Source organism: Amycolatopsis sp. NPDC004378 (genome assembly GCF_053602455.1).
On the sequence record NZ_JBSGDR010000007.1, the window covers coordinates 222,626 to 240,651 of the forward strand.

The following is an 18,026-nucleotide window of genomic DNA, read 5'->3' on the forward strand; positions in this document are numbered from 1 at the left end:
TTCATTCTGCTCAGCGAACGCTCACCGCACATCGAGCCCGCGAACGGTTTCCGCGGCCCCGGACATCGGTCAAAAGGACTAGGAAGCCCGGCCCGGCTATCGTCGACGACGTGCAGACTGAGGCAGGCGTGGTCCTCGCGGGCGGCCGGTCGTCGCGCATGGGCCGCGCGAAAGCCGGCCTGGCCTGGCACGGTTCGACGTTCCTCCACCGCACGAGCGCGCTGCTGAACCGGGTCGTCGACGGCCCGGTGGTCGTCGTCGCCGCGCCCGGGCAGACCCTGCCCGACCTGCCCGCCGGCGTCGAAGTCGTCGAAGATCCCGTCGAAGGCCTCGGGCCGATGCAGGGTGTCGCCGCCGGGCTGGGCGCGGTGGCCGGCCGGGCCGACGCCGCGTTCGTCTGCTCGACGGACATGCCGTTCCTGCACCCCGCGTTCGTGCGGCGGGTTTTGCGTGCCATGTCCGACACGAAGGCCGACATGGTGCTCCCCGTCGCGCGCGGGTTCCGGCAGCCGCTCGCGGCCGCCTACCGGACGTCGCTCGCGGACCTGATCACCCGGCTCGTCGGCGAAGGGCAGCTGCGGCCCGGCATGCTGTTCAAGCACTGCGAAGTCGCGCAGCTCGACGACGCGCAGCTCCTCGGAGACCGCCGGCTGGCCGCCTTCGACCCCGGCCTGGACTCCGTGCTCAACGTCAACACCCCGGACGACTACGCCGCCGCGCTGGACCGGCCGGAACCCGGGATCACGATCGAACGGTTCGGGGCGCTGGCGGGCAAGGACGGCCACCGGCCGCACACCGTCCGGGCGGCGACGCTGGGCCGGGCGGCGAAGCTGGCGGGCCTGGAGCTGGACCGGCACGTCGTCGCCGCGGTGAACGGCGACCAGGTCACCCGGGATCCCTTGCTGCCGCTCGCAGCGGGGGACACGGTCGCCTTCCTGTCGGCGGACGCCGGCGGATGACGCGCCGATCCGGCGCCGGCGGGCTTACAGTCGGAGGATGGCGCCGGGCGGCTTCTTCGGGCGGGCCCTGATCGTCGATGTCGGAGACGGCACCGCGACGGGTTCGCCGTTCGAGCTGACCGAGCAGGTACTGCGGGCCTACCTCGGCGGGGTCGGGCTCGGCACGTGGCTGCTGCACCGCCTGGCCCCGCCGGGAATCGACCCGCTCGCCCCGGAAGCGCCGCTGGCGTTCGTCTTCTCGTCGCTGGTCGGAACCCCGCTGACGACCAGCGCGAAGTTCGCCGTCGTGGCCAAGTCGCCGCTGACCGGGCTGCTGACGGACGCGCTCGCCTCGAGTCGGTTCGCGATCGCGGGCAAGCTGACCGGGCACGACGCCCTCGTCGTCCGCGGTCGTGCCGCGCGGCTGTCGGTCCTGCTCGTCCACGGCGACGACGTCCGGCTCGAACCGGCGCCCGAGCTGGCCGGACTGCCTGCCGCGGAGGCGGAGAAGCGCGTCCGGGAGCGGTTCGGGAGCGGCTGGCGCACGGCGGCGATCGGGCCGGCGGGGGAGCGGCGGGTTCGCTACGCGACCATCAGCCACGACGGGCGGCACGCGGGACGCGGCGGCCTGGGCGCGGTGCTCGGCGCCAAGAACATCAAGGCGGTCCTCGTCCGGCCGGCGACGAAGGTGGCGGTCGCGGACCAGCCGGGAGTCCTTGCCGCGGCGAAGGATCTGCGCCGCCGCAGCTTCGGCCCGGCCACCGCCAAGTACCGCGAGCTGGGCACGCTGGCGAACCTGCTCGCGTTCAACGCCGTCAGCACGCTGCCGACGCGCAACTTCACCGCCGCGACCTTCGAGGACGCCCCGAAACTGGCCGCCGAGGAACTGCACGAACTGCGTGGCGTCGCCCGCACCAGCTGCGCGTCATGCTCGATCGGCTGCGAGCACATCTACTCGCGCAAAGGCGGCGGCAGCCAGCGGATGGAGTACGAGAACGTCTTCGCCCTCGGCCCGCTGTGCGGGGTTTCCGATCCCGACGACGTCTTCGCCGCCAGCGCGAAGTGCGACGAACTGGGCCTCGACACGATCTCCGCGGGCGGAACCATCGCGTGGGCCATGGAATGCGTCGAACGCGGCCTGCTCGACGAGCCCTGGCTCAAGTTCGGCGACGGCGCCGCGCTCCTGCGGGCCCTCGACGCCATCGGCCGCCGCGAACCCGGTCTGGGTGAGCTCCTGGCCCAGGGATCGCGACGCGCGGCGGGGGTTGTCGGCGGCGGCTCGATCGCCTTCGCTCCGCAGGTCAAGGGACTGGAACTGCCCGGGTACGAGCCGCGCAGCCTGCAGTCGATGGCGCTGGGGCTGGCCGTGAACGCCCGCGGCGCCGACCACAACCGGTCCGGTGCCTACGAAGCGGACCTCTCCGGCGACGTCGACCGCTTCGACGGCGGTGCCGCGCACGTGAAAGCGGCCATCGGCACCGAGGACCGGGCCGCGGTGATGGACTCGATGATCCTGTGCAAGTTCCTGCGCGGGGTGTTCGAAGACCCGTTCGGCGAATGGGCGAACCTGCTCTCTCTGGTCACCGGCTGGGCGGTCGACGCGGCCGAGCTGAACCGCACCGCCGAGCGGATCGTGCGGGCCAAACGGGCGTTCAACCAGCGCGAAGGCGCCACGGCGGCGGACGACACCCTGCCCGCGCGGATGCTCGAGACTCCGCTGGAACTCGCGTCCGGCCGCAGCGCCGTCTTGACGGCCGAACGCTTGCAAGCGATGGTCGACGGTTATTACGTTGCTCGTGGGCTCGATGTAGCAGGACGGGTCGCCGCCGGCGACCTGCCCGGGCTGCTGCTCGGCCCGGACGGCGGAGGTCAGCGATGACAGCAGTCGAAGAGCCCGGCACGGTCGTCCGGACCGTGACGACGACCATCGACGGCCACCCCGTGACCGTCCCCGAGGGCACGACCATCTACACCGCGGCCAAACAGGCCGGCGTCGACATCCCCGTGCTGTGCCACAACGAGCGGTACGACCCGGTCGGCGTCTGCCGGATGTGCGTGGTCGACACCGGCGGCCGCGTGTTCGCCGCCGCGTGCGTGCGCCCGTGCGAGGACGGCATGGAGGTCAAGACCGGCACGCCCGAACTGGAACGCAACCGCGCCACCCTGACCGAGCTGCTGCTGTCGGACCAGCCGGACCGCGCCGAAGACCCGAAGCAGACCACCACCGGCGACAACCTGCTGCTGGACCTGGCCGACCGGTTCGGCGTCGCCAAGGAGACCACGGACCTGCCGTGCGGGTCCGGGCGCGGCCAGGACGGCTCCAACCCGGTCATCAGCGTCGACCACGACGCCTGCATCCTCTGCGACCGGTGCGTGCGGGCCTGCGACGACATCCAGGGCAACGACGTGATCGGGCGGTCCGGCAAGGGCTACTCGACGAAGATCGCGTTCGACCTCGACGACCCGATGGGTGCCAGTTCGTGCGTCACGTGCGGGGAATGCGTCCAGGCCTGCCCGACGGGAGCGTTGACCAACAAGCCGATCAACCTCATCCCGATCCGGCCCCGCGACCAGCTCGACGCCGTCGACAGCGTCTGCCCCTACTGCGGTGTCGGCTGCGCGTTGACCTACTACGTCGACCGGGAGCGTGACGCGATCGCGTTCGCCGAAGGGCGCGACCAGCCCGGCTCCCAGAGCCGGTTGTGCGTGAAAGGCCGCTACGGCTGGGACTACGCCGCGTCTCCGCAACGGCTCACGGTCCCGCTGATCCGCATCGACTCCTCCTACCCGAAGGGGCCGTTGTCGGCCGACGTCCGCGGCGACGCCTACAACGACCGCGGCCGCACCGGCGGGGGCGGTGGCCGCAGCGGCGGCAAGAAGGGCCGCGACGGCCGGCGCAAGCCCGGCGGCCTGGTCGACTACGCCGAGGTCATGCCGCACTTCCGGGAAGCCACCTGGGAAGAGGCGCTCGACCTCGTCGCGCGGCGGCTGCAGGAGATCCACGCCGAAGGCGGCCCGGGGGCGATCGCCGGGTTCGGCTCGGCGAAGTGCTCCAACGAGGAGGCCTACCTCTTCCAGAAGCTGATCCGCGCCGGCTTCGGGACGAACAACGTCGACCACTGCACCCGGCTCTGCCACGCCTCCTCGGTCGCCGCGCTGTTCGAGGGGGTCGGCTCCGGCGCGGTGTCCACGACCTACAGCGACGTCGCCAACGCCGACATCGTGATCATCACCGGCTCCAACCCGACGGCGAACCACCCGGTCGCCAGCTCGTTCTTCAAGCAGGCCCGCCGCCGCGGGACGAAGATCGTCTACGTCGACCCGCGCGCGAACACGGTCGCCGAGCACGCCGACTTCTACTGCCAGGTCAAGCCCGGCACGGACGTCGCGTTCTACAACGCGCTCATGCACGAGGTGATCCGGCTCGGCCTGATCGACCGCGACTTCATCGCCGAGCGCGTGTCCAACTACGACGAGCTCGCCCGCACGGTCGCCGACTACCCGCCCGAACGCGCGGCGCAGATCACCGGCGTCGACGCGGACCTGATCCGCGCGGTCGCCCGCGCGTGGGGCGAGGCCGGCGCCGGCGTCATCTACTGGGGGATGGGCATCTCCCAGCACACGACCGGGACCGACAACGCCCGGTGCCTGATCGCGTTGTGCTCGATCACCGGCAACGTCGGGCGGCCCGGCACCGGGCTGCACCCGTTGCGCGGCCAGAACAACGTCCAGGGCGCCTCGGACGCGGGCCTGATCCCGATGTTCTACCCGGACTACCAGGGCGTCGACCGGGAAGGCACCCGCGAACGGTTCGAACGGGCCTGGGGCCGCAAGCTCGACCCGAAGCGCGGCCTGACCGTCACCGAGATCATCGGGTCGGTGCTCGAGCCCGGCGGCGTGCGCGGCATGTACATGCTGGGGGAGAACCCGTTCCTGTCGGACCCGAACATCAACAAGGTCCGCAAGGCGCTGGCCAAGCTCGACTTCCTGGTCGTGCAGGACATCTTCCTCACCGAGACCGCCGAGTTCGCGGACGTGATCCTGCCGGCCTCGTCGTACCTGGAGAAGGAAGGCAGCTACACCAACACCGACCGGCGCGTGCAGCTGGGGCGGAAAGTGCTGGACCCGCCCGGGCAGGCCCGCGTCGACTGGGAGATCGTGCAGGACATCGCCCGGCGGATCGGCCTGGACTGGGCGTACTCTTCGCCCGCGGAGGTCTTCGACGAGATGGTCGCGCTCATGCCGTCGTACCGGAACCTCCGGCACGAGAACCTCGGCCTGACCGGCAAGCTCTACCCGAATCCCGACCCCGAGCACAGCGACGGCACCGTGGTGCTGTTCGACGAGCGGTTCAACACCGACGACGGCCTGGCGCACATCGTCCCCGCGCAGTGGCTGCCCGCCAAGGAGCTCCCGGACGCGGAGTACCCGCTGGTCCTCAACACCGGGCGGCTGCTGGAGCACTGGCACACCGGCTCGATGACCCGGCGCTCGTTCGCCCTCGACGCGATCTCGCCGGTGCCCGAGGTGTACCTGCACCCGAAGGACGCCGCCGAACGCGGACTCGTGCACGGCGAAACGGTGCGTGTCCGGTCCCGGCGCGGGGTCATCGAGCTGCAGGTCCGGATCTCGCACCGCGAGCAGCTCGGCAACTGCTTCATCCCGTTCCACTTCCGGGAAGCGGCGGCGAACCTGCTGACCATCGACGAGATCGACCCGTACGGCAAGATCCCCGAGTTCAAGTTCTGCGCGGTGCAGGTCGAGGCCCTCGGCGCGGAATCCGTCCTGGCGCGGGGAGCCGCGGAATGACCTTGAGTCCCGAGCGGGTGCCCGGTGTCGAAGCCCGGGCGGGCAAGTTCCCGGGCCCGTCGTTGCTCCCGGCCCTCACCGCGATCCAGGCGCGGCTCGGCTGGCTGCCGCGCGAGGAGCTGGAGGAGCTGGCCCGCGACGTGCGGCGGCCGCGCTACGAGATCGAGGGCCTGGTCTCGTTCTACCCCCACTTCCGCACCACGCCGCCGAAGAAGGTCCGGCTGAGCGTCTGCCACGACCTTTCGTGCTGGCTGCGCTCGGGCGACGACCGGATCGCCGAGCTGAAGCGGAAGTACGGCGAGGACGCCGACGTCGAGCTGACCGAGGTGTCCTGCCTGGGCCGGTGTGACGTCGCCCCGGCGGCGGCGGTCAACGAGCACCCCACGCCGGTGTCCGAGGTGGACTCACTGGTCACGTCCGCGCGCGAAGGCGGAGGCGGGCCCGCGACGGCGTCGAGGCGCACCGAGCCGTGGCCGAACGACCCGTACCCGGCCGGTTCCGCGGTGGGGGACCGGTACCGGTCGCTGCGGGCGTTGCTGGCCGGGGAGCTGAGCGCCGAGACCGTTGTCGCGACGCTGAAGGACTCCGGGCTGCGCGGCATGGGCGGCGCCGGGTTCCCGACCGGGCAGAAGTGGGACCTCGTGGCGGGCGCCCGGCCGGGGACGGTGAAGTACGCCGTCTGCAACGCCGACGAGTCCGAGCCCGGCACGTTCAAGGACCGCCGGATCCTCGCCGACCAGCCGCACCTGGTCCTCGAAGGTCTGCTGCTCGGCATGGCCGTCGTCGGGGCCGAGGAAGGCTGGGTCTTCATCCGGCACGAGTACGGCCCCGAGGAACACGTGCTGCGCGAGGAGATCTCTGCCCTCCGGGAGGCCGGCGTGATCGGGCCGGACGCGTGCGGCAGCGGGCGCCGCCTGGAAGCCGACGTCTTCGTCTCCCCGGGCGGGTACATCCTCGGCGAGGAGACCGCGCTCCTGGAATGCATGGAGGGCCACCGCGGCGAGCCGCGCAACAAGCCGCCGTTCCCGGGCAACCACGGCCTGCACGGCCGGCCGACGCTGATCAACTCGGTGGAGACCTTCGCCGACGTCCCGGTGATCCTCCAGCGCGGCGCCGAGTGGTGGCAGAGCCAGGGGATCGGCGACTCCGGCGGCTGGAAGTTCTTCGCCGTGTCCGGGCACGTGCAGGCCCCCGGCGTCTACTGCGTGCCGATGGGGACGACCGTGCGGGAGCTGATCGACGCGGCCGGCGGCGTCCTCGGCGGCACCGAGGTCGAAGCCGTCCAGCCGGGCGGTGCGTCGTCCCCTTTCATCGGGCCCGACCGGCTCGACCTCCGGCTGGACTTCGCCACCCTGGCCAAGGCCGGGACGATGCTCGGCTCCGGCGCGCTGGTCGTGCTGGCCGAGGGCACGGACGTGCTGGCCGCGTCGACGAACGTGCTGCGGTTCTTCCGCAACGAGTCGTGCGGCAAGTGCGTGCCCTGCCGGGTCGGTTCCACCAAGGCGCACGCCCTGCTGACGTCCGGCGCGCCGCTGGACGAAGCCGGGCGCGCGAAGATCCTGCAGCTGGAGGAAGCCCTGCGCAAGACCTCCATCTGCGGACTCGGCCAGGTCGCGCTCGGCCCGGTCGTGTCGGTGCTGGGCCTGGCCGAGGGCGCGGCGGCGGCGCGGCCCCAGCCGAAGCCCGGCGGCGCGGAGGGCCGGCCGGACCGGTGAACGAGTTCTTCACCACCCGCACGGTCGCCGAGGCGCTCGACGGGTTCCGGCCGGCGCGCCGGACCGGCGTCGAGGACGTGCCGCTGTCGGCGGCGTTGCGTCGCGTTCCCGCCGCCGACGTCCCGGCGCCGCACGCCCTGCCGGGGTTCGCCCGGTCCACAGTGGATGGTTTCGCGGTCCGGGCCGCCGACACCTACGGCGCGTCCGAAGGCCTGCCGTCCTACCTCGACCTGCTCGGCGCGGTGCGGATGGGGGCCGCGCCGGCGGTCGCCGTCCGGCCCGGCGGCTGCGTCGCGATGCCGACCGGCGGTGTCCTGCCCGACGGCGCCGACGCCGTCGTGATGGTCGAGTACACCGCCGAGACCATGCCGGGCACGATCGAGGTGACCCGGCCGGTGGCGCCGGGCGGCGGCGTCGTGCGCGCCGACGACGACGTGGCCGCCGGGCAGCCCCTGGTCCCGGGCGGACGGCCGGTGCGCGCCCCGGACCTCGGGCTGCTGGCCGCCGCCGGGGTCGTGGTGGTGCCCGTGCACGCCCGGCCCCGCGTCACGATCATCTCGACCGGCGACGAAGTCGTCCCGCCCGAGACGGCCTCGCTGAATCCGGGGCAGGTGCGCGACGCCACCGCGTCCGCGCTGGCCGGCCTGGTGCGCGAGGCGGGTGGCGAGCCCGTCCTCGCCGGCGTCGTCTCCGACGAACCCGGTGCGCTGAAAGGGAAACTGACCGAAGTGCTGCCCGAGTCGGATCTCGTGGTCGTCTCGGCCGGGTCTTCGGTCGGCACGCGCGACGAGACCGCCGGAGCCGTCGCCGCGGTCGGCGAGGTCTGGTGCCACGGCCTCGCGATCAAACCCGGCAAGCCGACGCTGCTGGCCGACTGCGGGGGCGTCCCCCTTCTCGGCCTGCCCGGCAACCCGCTGTCCGCCCTGGTCGTCTTCGGCCAGATCGGTGTCCCGCTGCTGTGGCGGCTCGGCGGGTGCGAGACGCCCCCGGCGCGGCCCAACGTCCGCGCCCGGCTGTCCCGTGCGCTGGCTTCGGCGGCCGGACGGCTCGACATCGTCCAGGTCAAGGTGCGGGACGGCGTCGCCGAGCCGCTCTTCGGGCCGTCGGCGCTGCTGTCCGTGCTCACCCGCGCGGACGGCTACGTGACCGTGCCCGAGCCGGCGACCGGGCTCGACAGCGGCACGGCCGTCGAGGTGACCCTGTACGCATGAACAGCCCCTTCGTCTCCGACGTCCCCGCCGCCGAGGCCCACACGGCGTGGCGGGAAGCGCGGGCCGCGGCCGGCTGCCCGGCCCGGGTGGCGGCGGTGACGGTCCCGGTCGGCGACGCCGTCGGGCGCGTCACCGCGGAACCGGTGTGGGCCCGGCGGTCCTCGCCCGCGTTCGACGCGGCCGGGATGGACGGCATCGCCGTGCGCGCGGCCGACACCGTCGGCGCGTCCGAGACGACCCCCGTGGTGGTGACGGATTTCGAGGTCGTCGACACCGGCGACCCGCTGCCGCCCGGGTACGACGCGGTGGTCATGCGCGAGCACGTGCACCGGACGCCGGAGGGCGCCGAGCTCCACGCCGCCGTCCCGCCGTACCAGCACGTGCGCTCGATCGGCGAGGACATCAGCGCGGCGGAACTGCTGCTGCCCGAAGGACACCGGCTGCGCCCGGTCGACGTCGCCGCGTGCGCCGCCGCGGGTGCCGTCGAGCTGTCCGTGCGGCGCGCGCCGGTCGTCGTCGTCATCCCGACCGGGGACGAGATCCGGCCGATCGGGACGGCCCTGAAACCCGGCGAAATCCTGGACACGAACTCGCTGATGCTGGCGGCCCAGGCCCGCGAAGCCGGGTGCGACGCCCGCGTGACCGACATCGTGGCGGACGATCCCGGCGCGATCACCGAGGTGCTGCGCGCGGCCGCCGCCGAGGCCGACCTCGTCCTGCTCGTCGCGGGCTCCAGCGCGGGCCGCGACGACCACACCGCGCGCGTGGTCGCCGAAGCCGGATCCGTTGCCGTGCACGGGGTCGCCGTCCGCCCCGGCCACCCGGTGGTCCTCGGGACGGTCGCGGAAACCCCGGTGCTCGGCGTCCCCGGCTATCCCGTGTCGGCCGCGCTCACCTTCGACATCTTCGTCGCGCCGGTGCTGGCCGAGCTCGAAGGCGCCTCCGCGCGCGAGCGGCCGTCGACGACCGTCCGGCTGGCCCGGAAACTGCCGTCCGTCGTCGGGATGGACGACTGGGTGCGGGTCCGGCTCGGCCGGGTGCGCGACCAGGTCGTCGCGACACCGTTGCCGCGCGGGGCCGGCGTCCTCACCTCGCTCGTGCGCGCCGACGGGCTGCTCGTCGTCCCGGCCGGCGTCGAAGGCCACCACGCCGGCGCCGAGGTCCGGGTCGAACTGCTGCGCGGGCTCGAGGAGATCAACCGGACGATCGTGGCGATCGGGTCCCACGACCTCGTGCTGGACCTGGCGGCTTCGGCGTTGCGCGCCACCGATCCGCGGCTCACGCTCGCGTCGTCGAACGTGGGCTCGCTCGGCGGCCTGGTCGCGTTGCGCGACGGGCTCTGCCACTTCGCGGGCTCGCACCTGCTCGACCCGGCCACCGGCGAATACACGCTGCCGTACGTGGACAAGCTGCTCGGCACCGACGCCGCGGTGATCCGGCTCGTGCACCGGGACCAGGGGCTGATCGTCGCGCCCGGGAACCCGCTCGGCATCACCGGCGTCGGCGACCTGACCCGGCCGGGCGTGCGCTACGTGAACCGGCAGCGCGGCGCGGGCACCCGCGCGCTCCTCGACCACGAGCTGAGCCGCCGCGGAATCGACCCGGCGGCCATTCCCGGCTACAACCGCGAGGAACACACCCACCTGGCGGTCGCGGCCGCGGTCGCCGCCGGCCGGGCGGACGCCGGCCTCGGCATCCTCGCCGCGGCCCGCGCGTTCGACCTCGGCTTCGTCCCGGTGGCGCAGGAACCGTACGACCTGGTGCTGCGCGCGGACGCCCGGTCCGACGACCTGCTCGCACCGTTGTGGGAGCTCCTCGACCGCGCCGGCTTCAGGACCGCGGTCGAGGAGCTGGGCGGCTACTCCTGCGCGGAAACGGGCAAACGCATCCGCTGAACGGCTCTCCGGGGCGGCCGGTACCGCCCCGGAGAACCCGGCTCAGAGCAGGGCGAACTTCTGGGCGGCCGATCCGTTGCAGTCCCAGATCTGCAGCCGGGTGCCGTTGCCCGTCGCGCCGTTGGGGGAGTCGAGGCAGCGGCCGGACTGCGGGTTGCGCAGCGAGCCGTCCGCCTGCTGCGTCCACACCTGGCCGCCGACGCCGTTGCAGTCCCACAACTCCACCTGGGTGCCGCCCGCGGTGCCGTTGCCGTTGATGTCCAGGCAGCGGCCCAGCGTGCGCAGCGCGCCGCCGGACAGGTGGAACCAGTGCTGGTCCACCGCGAAGGACTGGCAGTCCCACAGCTGCACGGCCGTCCCGTTCACGCCGTGGTCGTCGCCGGCCACGTCGACGCACTTGCCGCCGGGGCCGGTGATCGGGCCGCCGCCGGTGACCGAGAACTTCTGCGCGCCGGAGCCGTTGCAGTCCCACAGCTGCATGCGGGTGCCGTTGGCGGTGGCGCCGTTGGGGGAGTCGAGGCAGCGGCCGGACTGCGGGTTGCGCAGCGAGCCGTCCGCCTGCTGCAGCCACTTCTGGCCGCCGACGCCGTTGCAGTCCCACAGTTCCAGCAGCGCGCCCGCCGCCGTGCCGTTGCCGACGACGTCGAGGCAGCGGCCCAAAGTGGACAGTGACGAGTCCGCGTTGTGCGCCCAGTGCTGGTCGGCCGCGTTGGTCTGGCAGTCCCACAGCTGGACTGCGGTGCCGTTGCCGCCGGTGTCGTCGCCGGAGACGTCGAGGCACTTGCCGCCAGGACCGGAAACCGGGGCCGCGTAGGGCGGTGTGCCGGTGCTGCCCGCGTAACCGACGGAGACCACGTTGGCCTGGACGGCGTCGTCCGCGGCGTCGGTCGGGTAGCCCGCGGTCATCACGCCTTCGAAGAACGAGCCGATCGACGCGTTGCTGTTGTCGCCGCCGGTGCCGAGCACGATCGAGCCCTCCTGGTGCATCGGCGTGTACCCGCCCGAGGGCAGCGCGCCGTTGTACCAGGTCGTGAGGCCGCCGCTCTGGGAGTTGCCGCCCTTGAGCGCGAACGTCGTCTGGCCGTTGTTCTTCAGCAGCGCGGTGACGAACGGCGTCGCGTTCCCGCGGTTGTCCGTGTTCGAGCGGTTCCCTTGGAACAGGCCGTTTTCGAGGTCGCCTGCCACCCACGGGCCGATCCCGGTGCACGGCGGGAAGAAGCACGTGGTACCGAGGTTGACGGCGTCCATGTGGCCGTTGCCGGTGTCGGCGATCTGCGCCTCGACGTTGCCGTAGTCGAAGCAGCAGCCGCCGTTGACGTGCGTGCCGCTGGCGACCATGTACATGCCTTCGGGCTGGCCGTTCTGCGCGACCCCGGCGCCGACGTAGTGCCGGTACCCGGTGCCGGGCGAGACGTAGACGCCGTAGACCTTGTGCCCGCCCGCGGTGACCGGCAGCGCGGTCGCGATGGCGGCGACGTCCTGCCCGCCCGCGGTGCCCGGGCCTTCGACGGTGAGGTCGTTGTGGCGCGGGGACTGGTCGTAGATCACGGTGATGGTGCACGTCGCCCCGGCGCAGAACGAGTCCTGCGCGGCGGCGTTGGCGTACCCGCCGGTGGCGAGCAGGCCGATGTCCGTCTGCGCGCCGTCGGAGGAGCGCTGGACGCGGTAGAGCGGGCCGGCGTAGGCCGAGTACAGGGCGCGCGTGGTGCTGTGCGCTGCGACGCACTGGGTGCCGGCGGCGCCGTAGATGTCGCACGGCAGGGAACCGGCGGCCTGCGAGGGGGTGCTCAGGCCGAGCAGCGTGCCGAGGACGAGCAGGGTCGTGGTGAGGGTGGCGAGGAGACTTCGACCGACAGGGCGGGGCACGGGGACCTCACTCTCAAGTCGCAGGTCAGCGACCTGCGCGGATTTTTACAACGTTGTATTTCCAGGAGAGAGGGGGAACGTCGGAAGTGCGGTGGGGAATGGGGGGAGGGTAGGGCCGGGTTCTCCGCCGTGTCAACGGTTCACGGCGCGCGGATGGTCCAGTCCACTGCGAACACCCCGGACGGCCTAACCGGCGGGATCCGGTTCGTGGCCCGGGATCAGCGGCCGATCCACCGCGCGCCGCCCGGGTCGACGACGAAGACCTCGTGGTCCCGCAGCCCGCTTGCCCAGTCGTGGACGCGGTGTCCCATGGCGAAAGCCGCCGTGGCGTAGGCGTCCGCGCGCGTCAGGGACGGGCCGGTGACCGTCACGGCCGCGAGGTCCTGGGCGGGACTGGCCGTGACGGGGTCGATGATGTGCGCACCGCGCTCGGCGGTGCCCGAGGTCGCCACCGCGAGGTCGCGGCCCGTCACGACCGTGAGGATCCGCTTCGCGTCGGCCGGGTCGGTGACGCCGATCCGCCACGGGCGGCCGGGGCCGGCCTCACCGGCGAGCTGGACGTCGCCGCCGCCGTTGACCGCGTGGTGGTGGCTGCCGTGCTTGCGCAGCACCGCGCTCGCGCGCTCGATCGCCCAGCCCTTCACCAGCCCGGTCGGGTCGGGTGTGCCGCGCCAGCGCGCGGTGAAGTACCCACCGGACTCGGCTTCGAACTGCTCGCAGAGCCCGAAAACCGCCGCGACGTCCGGGTCGGCGTCGGCGATCGCGAGCTCGCCGCGGCCGATGCGGCTGACCTCGCTGTCCGGGCGGAACGTGCTGAACAGCGCGTCGACGCGGTGCAGCCCCGCGACGACGTCGGCGATCGGCGCGGTCCAGTCGCCGGGGTCCCGGACGTCGATGCTGAAGACCGTGCCCATGCAGTGCTCGACGTGCACCGTCCGCGTCACGACAGCCCCGCCTTGTCGAGGGCGCTCTGCAGCGAACGGACATAGCCCTCGGAGGTGTAGGTGGCACCGGAGACCGAGTCGATGTCGGCCGTGCCCGCCTGCGCGGCTTCCTGGTTGAGCTGCGGGATGGCGTACTGGTTGATCTCCTGGTCCCGCGGGTTCTCGGTCGGGTACTCGACGGCGGTGACCGAAGCCAGCTTGCCGTTCGCGACGGTGATGCGGACCTGGACCGGACCGAACCGGGTGTCGGCGGCGTCCCCGGTCACGGTGCCGGACGACGTTCCGGACGACTTGCCCGGAGTCGCGGTGGACGTGGCGCCGCTCACCGCCGCCGGCGGGGTGGCCGCCGCGGTCGTCGTCGGCTGGGTCTTGAACGACAGCAGCAGCACCAGCCCGGTGACCGTGCCGGCGAAGGCGAAGATGACCCGTTTCATGGAAAACGCCTTTCTCAGAACTCGAAGCTCTCGTGGTGGATCTGCCGGCGCGGGACGCGCGCGGCACGCAGCTCGGCGTGCACCGCGTCGGTCATCCCGGGTGGCCCGCAGACGTAGACGTCGTGCCGGGCGACGTCCGGGACGTGCTGCCGCAGCAGGGTCAGCGGGTCGCCGCCGTGCTCGGCGCGGGTGCCGGTGAGGATCCACAGGCGGGCGCCGCGGTCGGCGGCGAGCCGCTCGAGCTCTTCCCGGAACACGACGTCGGCTTCGCGGCTGGCGCGGTAGACGAGCGTGAGGTCGCCGGGCCCCGCCGGCAGGGCCTGGAACAGCGCCCGGATCGGCGTGATCCCGACGCCGCCGGCGACGAGCAGGACCTTGCGGTGGCGCCGCGCGGACGGCGTCATCGCCCCGTACGGCCCTTCGGTGACCACGCGCGTGCCGGGCTTCACCGCGGCGAGGGCGGCGCTGTGGTCGCCCAGTGCCTTGACGGTCAGGCGCATCCGGTCGGGGCGCGTGGGCGCGGAGAGCGAGTAGGGCCCGGAAACCCACCACAGCTCGCGGGTCAGGAAGCGCCAGCGGAAGAACTGCCCGGCTTCGGCGCGCAGCTCGTCGAGGTGCCGGCCGGCGACGACGATGCTCACCACGCCCTCCGCTTCCGGCTGCACGGATTCGACGCGGAGCCGGTGCCGGAACGCCTGCCGCACCGGGGTGACGAACCGGTACCAGAGGATCGCGGCGCCGGCCACGGCGTACAACGTCGACCAGGCGACGCGCGCGCTCAGGTTGGCCATGAACTCGGCGCCGGTGGCGAACTGGTGGCTGAACGCCAGCGCCATCGCGAGATAGGTGTAGAAGTGCAGGAAGTACCAGGTTTCGTAGCGCAGCCGGCGGCGAGCCGCGCGGGCGGAGCTGATCCCGACGCCGACGAGCAGCAGCGCGGCGACGGTCGCGGCGAGCACGTCCGGGTAGCTCAGCAGCAGCGTGGCGGTCTGGCCGAGGAGGCCGGTGTGCGCGGAAACCGAGTAGCCCCAGGTGATCAGCAGCCCGTGCGCGACGACGAGCGACACGACGTACCGCCCGCCCATCGCGTGCCAGCGGGCCAGCCGGTCGGCGCCGACGCCGCGCTCCAGCGGCGGGATCCGCGCCATCAGTGCCACGAGCACGACGAAGCCGTACCCGGCGAGCAGGCCGGTGATGCGGCCGGCGTTGGTCAGCCAGTCGCCGAGGCCGTGCACCGACGGGGTGTCGGCCCACCACAGGCCGATCGCGGCGAGCGCGCCCGCCCCGATCACCGCCAGGACGGCGCCGGGGTGCGCCCGCGCGGGCGCCGGAGCCGTGGCCGGCGGCGCCGCGAGCGGGCGGACGGGGGCGGGGTGGAGAGAGGTCATGCCTCCTTTTGTCCGGGATCAACCTGTATCGCGCTTGAGTGGTTCCTGTGAGAAGTCTTTGACGCGCTCGCGGGGTTTTCAGGCGGCCGGCGGGAGGTTAGCCGTCGGCAAACCGGGCCGCGGTCCGCACTTCGCCGAGGGCCCCTCGGACGAGCTCACCGAACTCGCCGCCGGTTTCGGTCCACCGTTCGTAGGCGATCGCCATGACGAGTGCGCCCAGCTGAGCGGCCACGCGGGAAGCCGGATCGGGAACGCCCCGGCGTTCGAGGGCGCTCGCCATCGCGGCGGTGAGGCTGAGTCCCTTCAGGGCCTCGCGTTCCCGCAGTTCCGGGTTGGCGGCGATGACCGCCTGCCGCCGGGCGCTGAACTCGCGGCGATCGGGGGTGAAGGTCCTGCGGCCGAGCTCGTCGAGGGCGTGCGCGATGGCGTCGAGCGGCGCCGCGCCGGCCGGTGCCGCCACGATCCCGTCGGCGAGCAGCCCGGCCAGGGTGTCACCGCCGAACAGCACCTCGCGCTTGTCCGGGAAGTGGCGGAAGAAGGTGCTCTTCGTCAGCCCGGCGCGTTCGGCGATCTCGATCACGGTCGTGCTCTCGTAGCCGCGCTCGGCGAACAGGTCGAGTGCGGCGACGACGAGCCGTTCCGGGGCGTTGGGTTGCCAGCGGGCCATGGACCGAGTGTACGGGACTTGGTCCCGTCTCTGCGTGTACGGTGATGGGACCAAGTCTCATCACCGGGAGGTACCCATGAGCCGCGCAGTCGTCTACGAGAAGTTCGGTGGTCCCGAGATCCTGGAGCTGCGGGAGGTCCCGGAGCCGCACGCCGGGCCGGGCGAGATCCGGATCCGGGTGACGGCCGCCGGCCTGAACCCGATGGACTGGGGCCTGGCCTCGCACCCCGCGCTCGCCGCGCAGTTCGGCGTCACCGTGCCGGCCGGCTTCGGCTACGACCTCGCCGGAGTCGTCGACGAGGTCGGCGAGAACGCGTCGGGTTTCGTTGTGGGGCAACGCGTTTACGGCGGCGTGATGGCGAAGGCCGCGGCCGACTACGTCGTGGTCGCCACGCCCGCCGAGACGCTCTGGCCGACTCCGGACGGCATCAGCGACGAGGTGGCGGCGACGCTGCCGGTGGCCGGCCTGACCGCGGCCGCCGCCCTGGCCGCGATCGACCTGCGGGCCGGCGACACGGTGCTGGTCGGCGGCGCCGCGGGCGGGGTGGGCGTGTTCGCCGTCCAGCTGGCGAAGCTCGCGGGCGCCCGGGTGATCGGCACCGCCGGGGAAAGCACGTTCGACTTCCTGCGGCAGCTCGGCGCCGAGCCGGTGACCTACGGCCCGGGTCTGGCGGACCGCGTCCGGGCGCTGGTCCCGGACGGCATCACCGCGGCGACCGACCTGTTCGGCACCGAAACGGCCGGGACCGCACTCGAACTCGGCGTCGCCCCCGAGCGGATTTCGACAATCGCCGCGGGCCCCAACCCGCCGGGCGGCGTCCGCGCGACCGGCGGCGTCGACGCCGCCCCGGACGCGCCGAAGCGGATCACCGACGCGATCCTCGCAGGCGAGCTCAGCGTGCCGATCGCCGCGACGTTCCCGCTGGAGCAGGTCCGCGAGGCGGTGGAGCTGCAGGCCGGGCGTCACGTCCACGGCAAGGTCGTGCTCACCGTGTGACGTCCCCGCCGGTGCGGCAGGCCGATGCCCGAACCGTGCGGGTGCTTATCCCGTCTCTTCCTCGGCGGGCTCGACGGTCAAGGTGAAAGCCTGGCCCGTCTCGACGCGGTCGTGGTGACGACCTGCCGCACCGGCACGGCAAACGCCCGCTGTGGCTCCGCGCAGCGTGCGCAACGCCCAGAGGGCCGCGCCCTCGTCGCGGTCGGCCCAGACCCGCCAGCGGCCCTGCAGCCAGTCGTGCTCCGTGAGGCGCATTTCCTCGACATAGGCGTTGCCTTCGTCGCCGTCGGAAAGGCGCTGCCGCACGGCGCGCAGCACGATCTTCGCCGCCTCCCGGTCACTGCCGACCAGCGGTACCGCTGCCCACACCCGAAACCAGGTCATCGGGCTCCTCTCTGCGCCGAGGAAAGTCCCTCGACCAGGGATTTCCCGCAGACGAAGATCCTTATGCAGGCCGTCCCGCTCGGGACCGACGCCCGGGTCGCCGCGGCGTTCTCGTCAGCGCAGGGTCGGCAGCCCGGCGGCCAGGGCGGCGAGGGCGCGCTTCAGCGTCGGGACGAAGGGGACGCAGGCCGCCGCGAGGTCGGGGTGCTGGGCGTAGACCTCGAGGAGCGTCGGGGGCGGGTTGGCGGCCGGGTAGAGCATGCCCGCGAGGCCGCTCGCCGCCGCGACCAGCTCGAACCCCTCACCCTCGGTCAGGCCGGGGTGTGCCTCGGCGACCGCCGCGCCGAGTTCGCCGACGACGCCCAGCACCGCGCGCTTGAAGTCGCGGGCCGCCGGGACCGAGACGTTGTGCTCGAGTGACGTCGCGGCGTGGCCGAGCAGGTCGCAGAACAGGCGGCGCTCGGCGAGCGTCTCGGCCAGCACGTCGACGACGTCGTCCCCGGCGGTGAGCCGGCGGGCGACCTCGTCCGCCCAGTCGCGCCAGCAGCCGGCGGCCAGCTCGAGGTAGATCTCCTCGCGGGTGCCGAAGTAGCGGACGACGTTGGACTTGGCCAGCCCGACGGCGGTCGCCACGCTGCCCAGGCTGACGTTGCGCACGCCGGACTCGAGCGCGAGCTCGCGGGCCGCGGTGAGGATGGCCGTGCGCCGCTGTTCCTTCTGCTCCGGCCGCCTGGCCCGCAAGAACGCTGACTGGGACATATCTCAGCCATCATACGGT

14 protein-coding genes are annotated in these 18,026 nt (G+C 73.0%); 7 read left to right on the plus strand and 7 right to left on the minus strand.

Going from position 1 to position 18,026, the window contains the following annotated elements; genetic code table 11:
• Positions 1-110 precede the first annotated feature (110 nt).
• The 6 genes from ACWEN0_RS22795 to ACWEN0_RS22820 are packed head-to-tail and all read left to right on the plus strand — an operon-like array spanning position 111 to position 10,568.
• Complete coding sequence (locus ACWEN0_RS22795) at positions 111-959, plus strand: NTP transferase domain-containing protein (protein ID WP_451976776.1); 849 nt, start codon at positions 111-113, stop codon at positions 957-959.
• A 37-nt stretch (positions 960-996) separates the two neighbouring features.
• Positions 997-2,817, plus strand: a complete 1,821-nt coding sequence (locus tag ACWEN0_RS22800; RefSeq protein ID WP_451976779.1) for an aldehyde ferredoxin oxidoreductase family protein — start codon at positions 997-999, stop codon at positions 2,815-2,817.
• On the plus strand, positions 2,814-5,747 hold the full coding sequence (gene fdhF / locus ACWEN0_RS22805; protein WP_451976782.1) for a formate dehydrogenase subunit alpha: 2,934 nt from the start codon (positions 2,814-2,816) through the stop codon (positions 5,745-5,747). Before ACWEN0_RS22800 ends, fdhF begins: the two co-directional genes overlap by 4 nt.
• Positions 5,744-7,462, plus strand: a complete 1,719-nt coding sequence (locus ACWEN0_RS22810) for an NAD(P)H-dependent oxidoreductase subunit E (protein WP_451976785.1) — start codon at positions 5,744-5,746, stop codon at positions 7,460-7,462. Before fdhF ends, ACWEN0_RS22810 begins: the two co-directional genes overlap by 4 nt.
• Positions 7,459-8,673: a molybdenum cofactor synthesis domain-containing protein gene (locus ACWEN0_RS22815; protein WP_451976788.1), complete on the plus strand. Its 1,215-nt coding sequence runs from the start codon at positions 7,459-7,461 to the stop codon at positions 8,671-8,673. Before ACWEN0_RS22810 ends, ACWEN0_RS22815 begins: the two co-directional genes overlap by 4 nt.
• Positions 8,670-10,568: a molybdopterin biosynthesis protein gene (locus tag ACWEN0_RS22820; RefSeq protein WP_451976791.1), complete on the plus strand. Its 1,899-nt coding sequence runs from the start codon at positions 8,670-8,672 to the stop codon at positions 10,566-10,568. Before ACWEN0_RS22815 ends, ACWEN0_RS22820 begins: the two co-directional genes overlap by 4 nt.
• Before the next feature lie 42 nt (positions 10,569-10,610).
• On the opposite strand, the gene ACWEN0_RS22825 is transcribed toward ACWEN0_RS22820, so the two are convergent.
• From ACWEN0_RS22825 to ACWEN0_RS22845, 5 genes are all read right to left on the minus strand, one after another.
• Positions 10,611-12,434 (minus strand): arabinofuranosidase catalytic domain-containing protein, encoded by a 1,824-nt coding sequence (locus tag ACWEN0_RS22825; protein WP_451976794.1) that lies wholly within the window; start codon positions 12,432-12,434, stop codon positions 10,611-10,613.
• A 218-nt stretch (positions 12,435-12,652) separates the two neighbouring features.
• Positions 12,653-13,378, minus strand: a complete 726-nt coding sequence (locus tag ACWEN0_RS22830) for an FAD:protein FMN transferase (protein WP_451976798.1) — start codon at positions 13,376-13,378, stop codon at positions 12,653-12,655.
• The gene (locus ACWEN0_RS22835; protein ID WP_451976801.1) at positions 13,375-13,812 is read right to left on the minus strand and encodes an FMN-binding protein; all 438 of its coding nucleotides are present in this window, start codon (positions 13,810-13,812) and stop codon (positions 13,375-13,377) included. The genes ACWEN0_RS22830 and ACWEN0_RS22835 overlap by 4 nt, the downstream gene beginning before the upstream one ends.
• 14 nt (positions 13,813-13,826) lie before the next feature.
• On the minus strand, positions 13,827-15,200 hold the full coding sequence (locus ACWEN0_RS22840; protein ID WP_451976804.1) for a ferredoxin reductase family protein: 1,374 nt from the start codon (positions 15,198-15,200) through the stop codon (positions 13,827-13,829).
• Positions 15,201-15,297: 97 nt separating this feature from the next.
• Entirely contained in the window at positions 15,298-15,867 is a 570-nt protein-coding gene (locus ACWEN0_RS22845; RefSeq protein ID WP_451976807.1) for a TetR/AcrR family transcriptional regulator, read from the minus strand.
• 76 nt (positions 15,868-15,943) lie between these two features.
• On the opposite strand from ACWEN0_RS22845, the gene ACWEN0_RS22850 reads away from it, so the two are divergent.
• Positions 15,944-16,864 carry an NADP-dependent oxidoreductase gene (locus ACWEN0_RS22850; RefSeq protein ID WP_451976810.1) on the plus strand — a complete coding sequence of 307 codons (921 nt, stop codon included), beginning with the start codon at positions 15,944-15,946 and terminating at the stop codon, positions 16,862-16,864.
• Positions 16,865-16,909: 45 nt separating this feature from the next.
• Here ACWEN0_RS22850 and ACWEN0_RS22855 read toward each other — a convergent pair whose 3' ends face one another.
• Entirely contained in the window at positions 16,910-17,248 is a 339-nt protein-coding gene (locus ACWEN0_RS22855; RefSeq protein WP_451976813.1) for a hypothetical protein, read from the minus strand.
• Between the two features lie 114 nt (positions 17,249-17,362).
• Complete coding sequence (locus tag ACWEN0_RS22860) at positions 17,363-18,007, minus strand: TetR family transcriptional regulator (protein WP_451976816.1); 645 nt, start codon at positions 18,005-18,007, stop codon at positions 17,363-17,365.
• Between the last annotated feature and the right edge of the window lie 19 nt (positions 18,008-18,026).

Excerpts from the sequence above, each read along its gene's own strand:
- ACWEN0_RS22810 (WP_451976785.1), top strand. The coding sequence starts at position 5,744 with ATGACCTTGAGTCCCGAGCGGGTGCCCGGTGTCGAAGCCCGGGCGGGC.
- ACWEN0_RS22820 (WP_451976791.1), top strand. The coding sequence starts at position 8,670 with ATGAACAGCCCCTTCGTCTCCGACGTCCCCGCCGCCGAGGCCCACACG.
- ACWEN0_RS22860 (WP_451976816.1), bottom strand. The coding sequence starts at position 18,007 with ATGTCCCAGTCAGCGTTCTTGCGGGCCAGGCGGCCGGAGCAGAAGGAA.
- ACWEN0_RS22800 (WP_451976779.1), top strand. The coding sequence starts at position 997 with ATGGCGCCGGGCGGCTTCTTCGGGCGGGCCCTGATCGTCGATGTCGGA.
- ACWEN0_RS22845 (WP_451976807.1), bottom strand. The coding sequence starts at position 15,867 with ATGGCCCGCTGGCAACCCAACGCCCCGGAACGGCTCGTCGTCGCCGCA.
- ACWEN0_RS22855 (WP_451976813.1), bottom strand. The coding sequence starts at position 17,248 with ATGACCTGGTTTCGGGTGTGGGCAGCGGTACCGCTGGTCGGCAGTGAC.
- fdhF (WP_451976782.1), top strand. The coding sequence starts at position 2,814 with ATGACAGCAGTCGAAGAGCCCGGCACGGTCGTCCGGACCGTGACGACG.
- ACWEN0_RS22840 (WP_451976804.1), bottom strand. The coding sequence starts at position 15,200 with ATGACCTCTCTCCACCCCGCCCCCGTCCGCCCGCTCGCGGCGCCGCCG.
- ACWEN0_RS22850 (WP_451976810.1), top strand. The coding sequence starts at position 15,944 with ATGAGCCGCGCAGTCGTCTACGAGAAGTTCGGTGGTCCCGAGATCCTG.
- ACWEN0_RS22835 (WP_451976801.1), bottom strand. The coding sequence starts at position 13,812 with ATGAAACGGGTCATCTTCGCCTTCGCCGGCACGGTCACCGGGCTGGTG.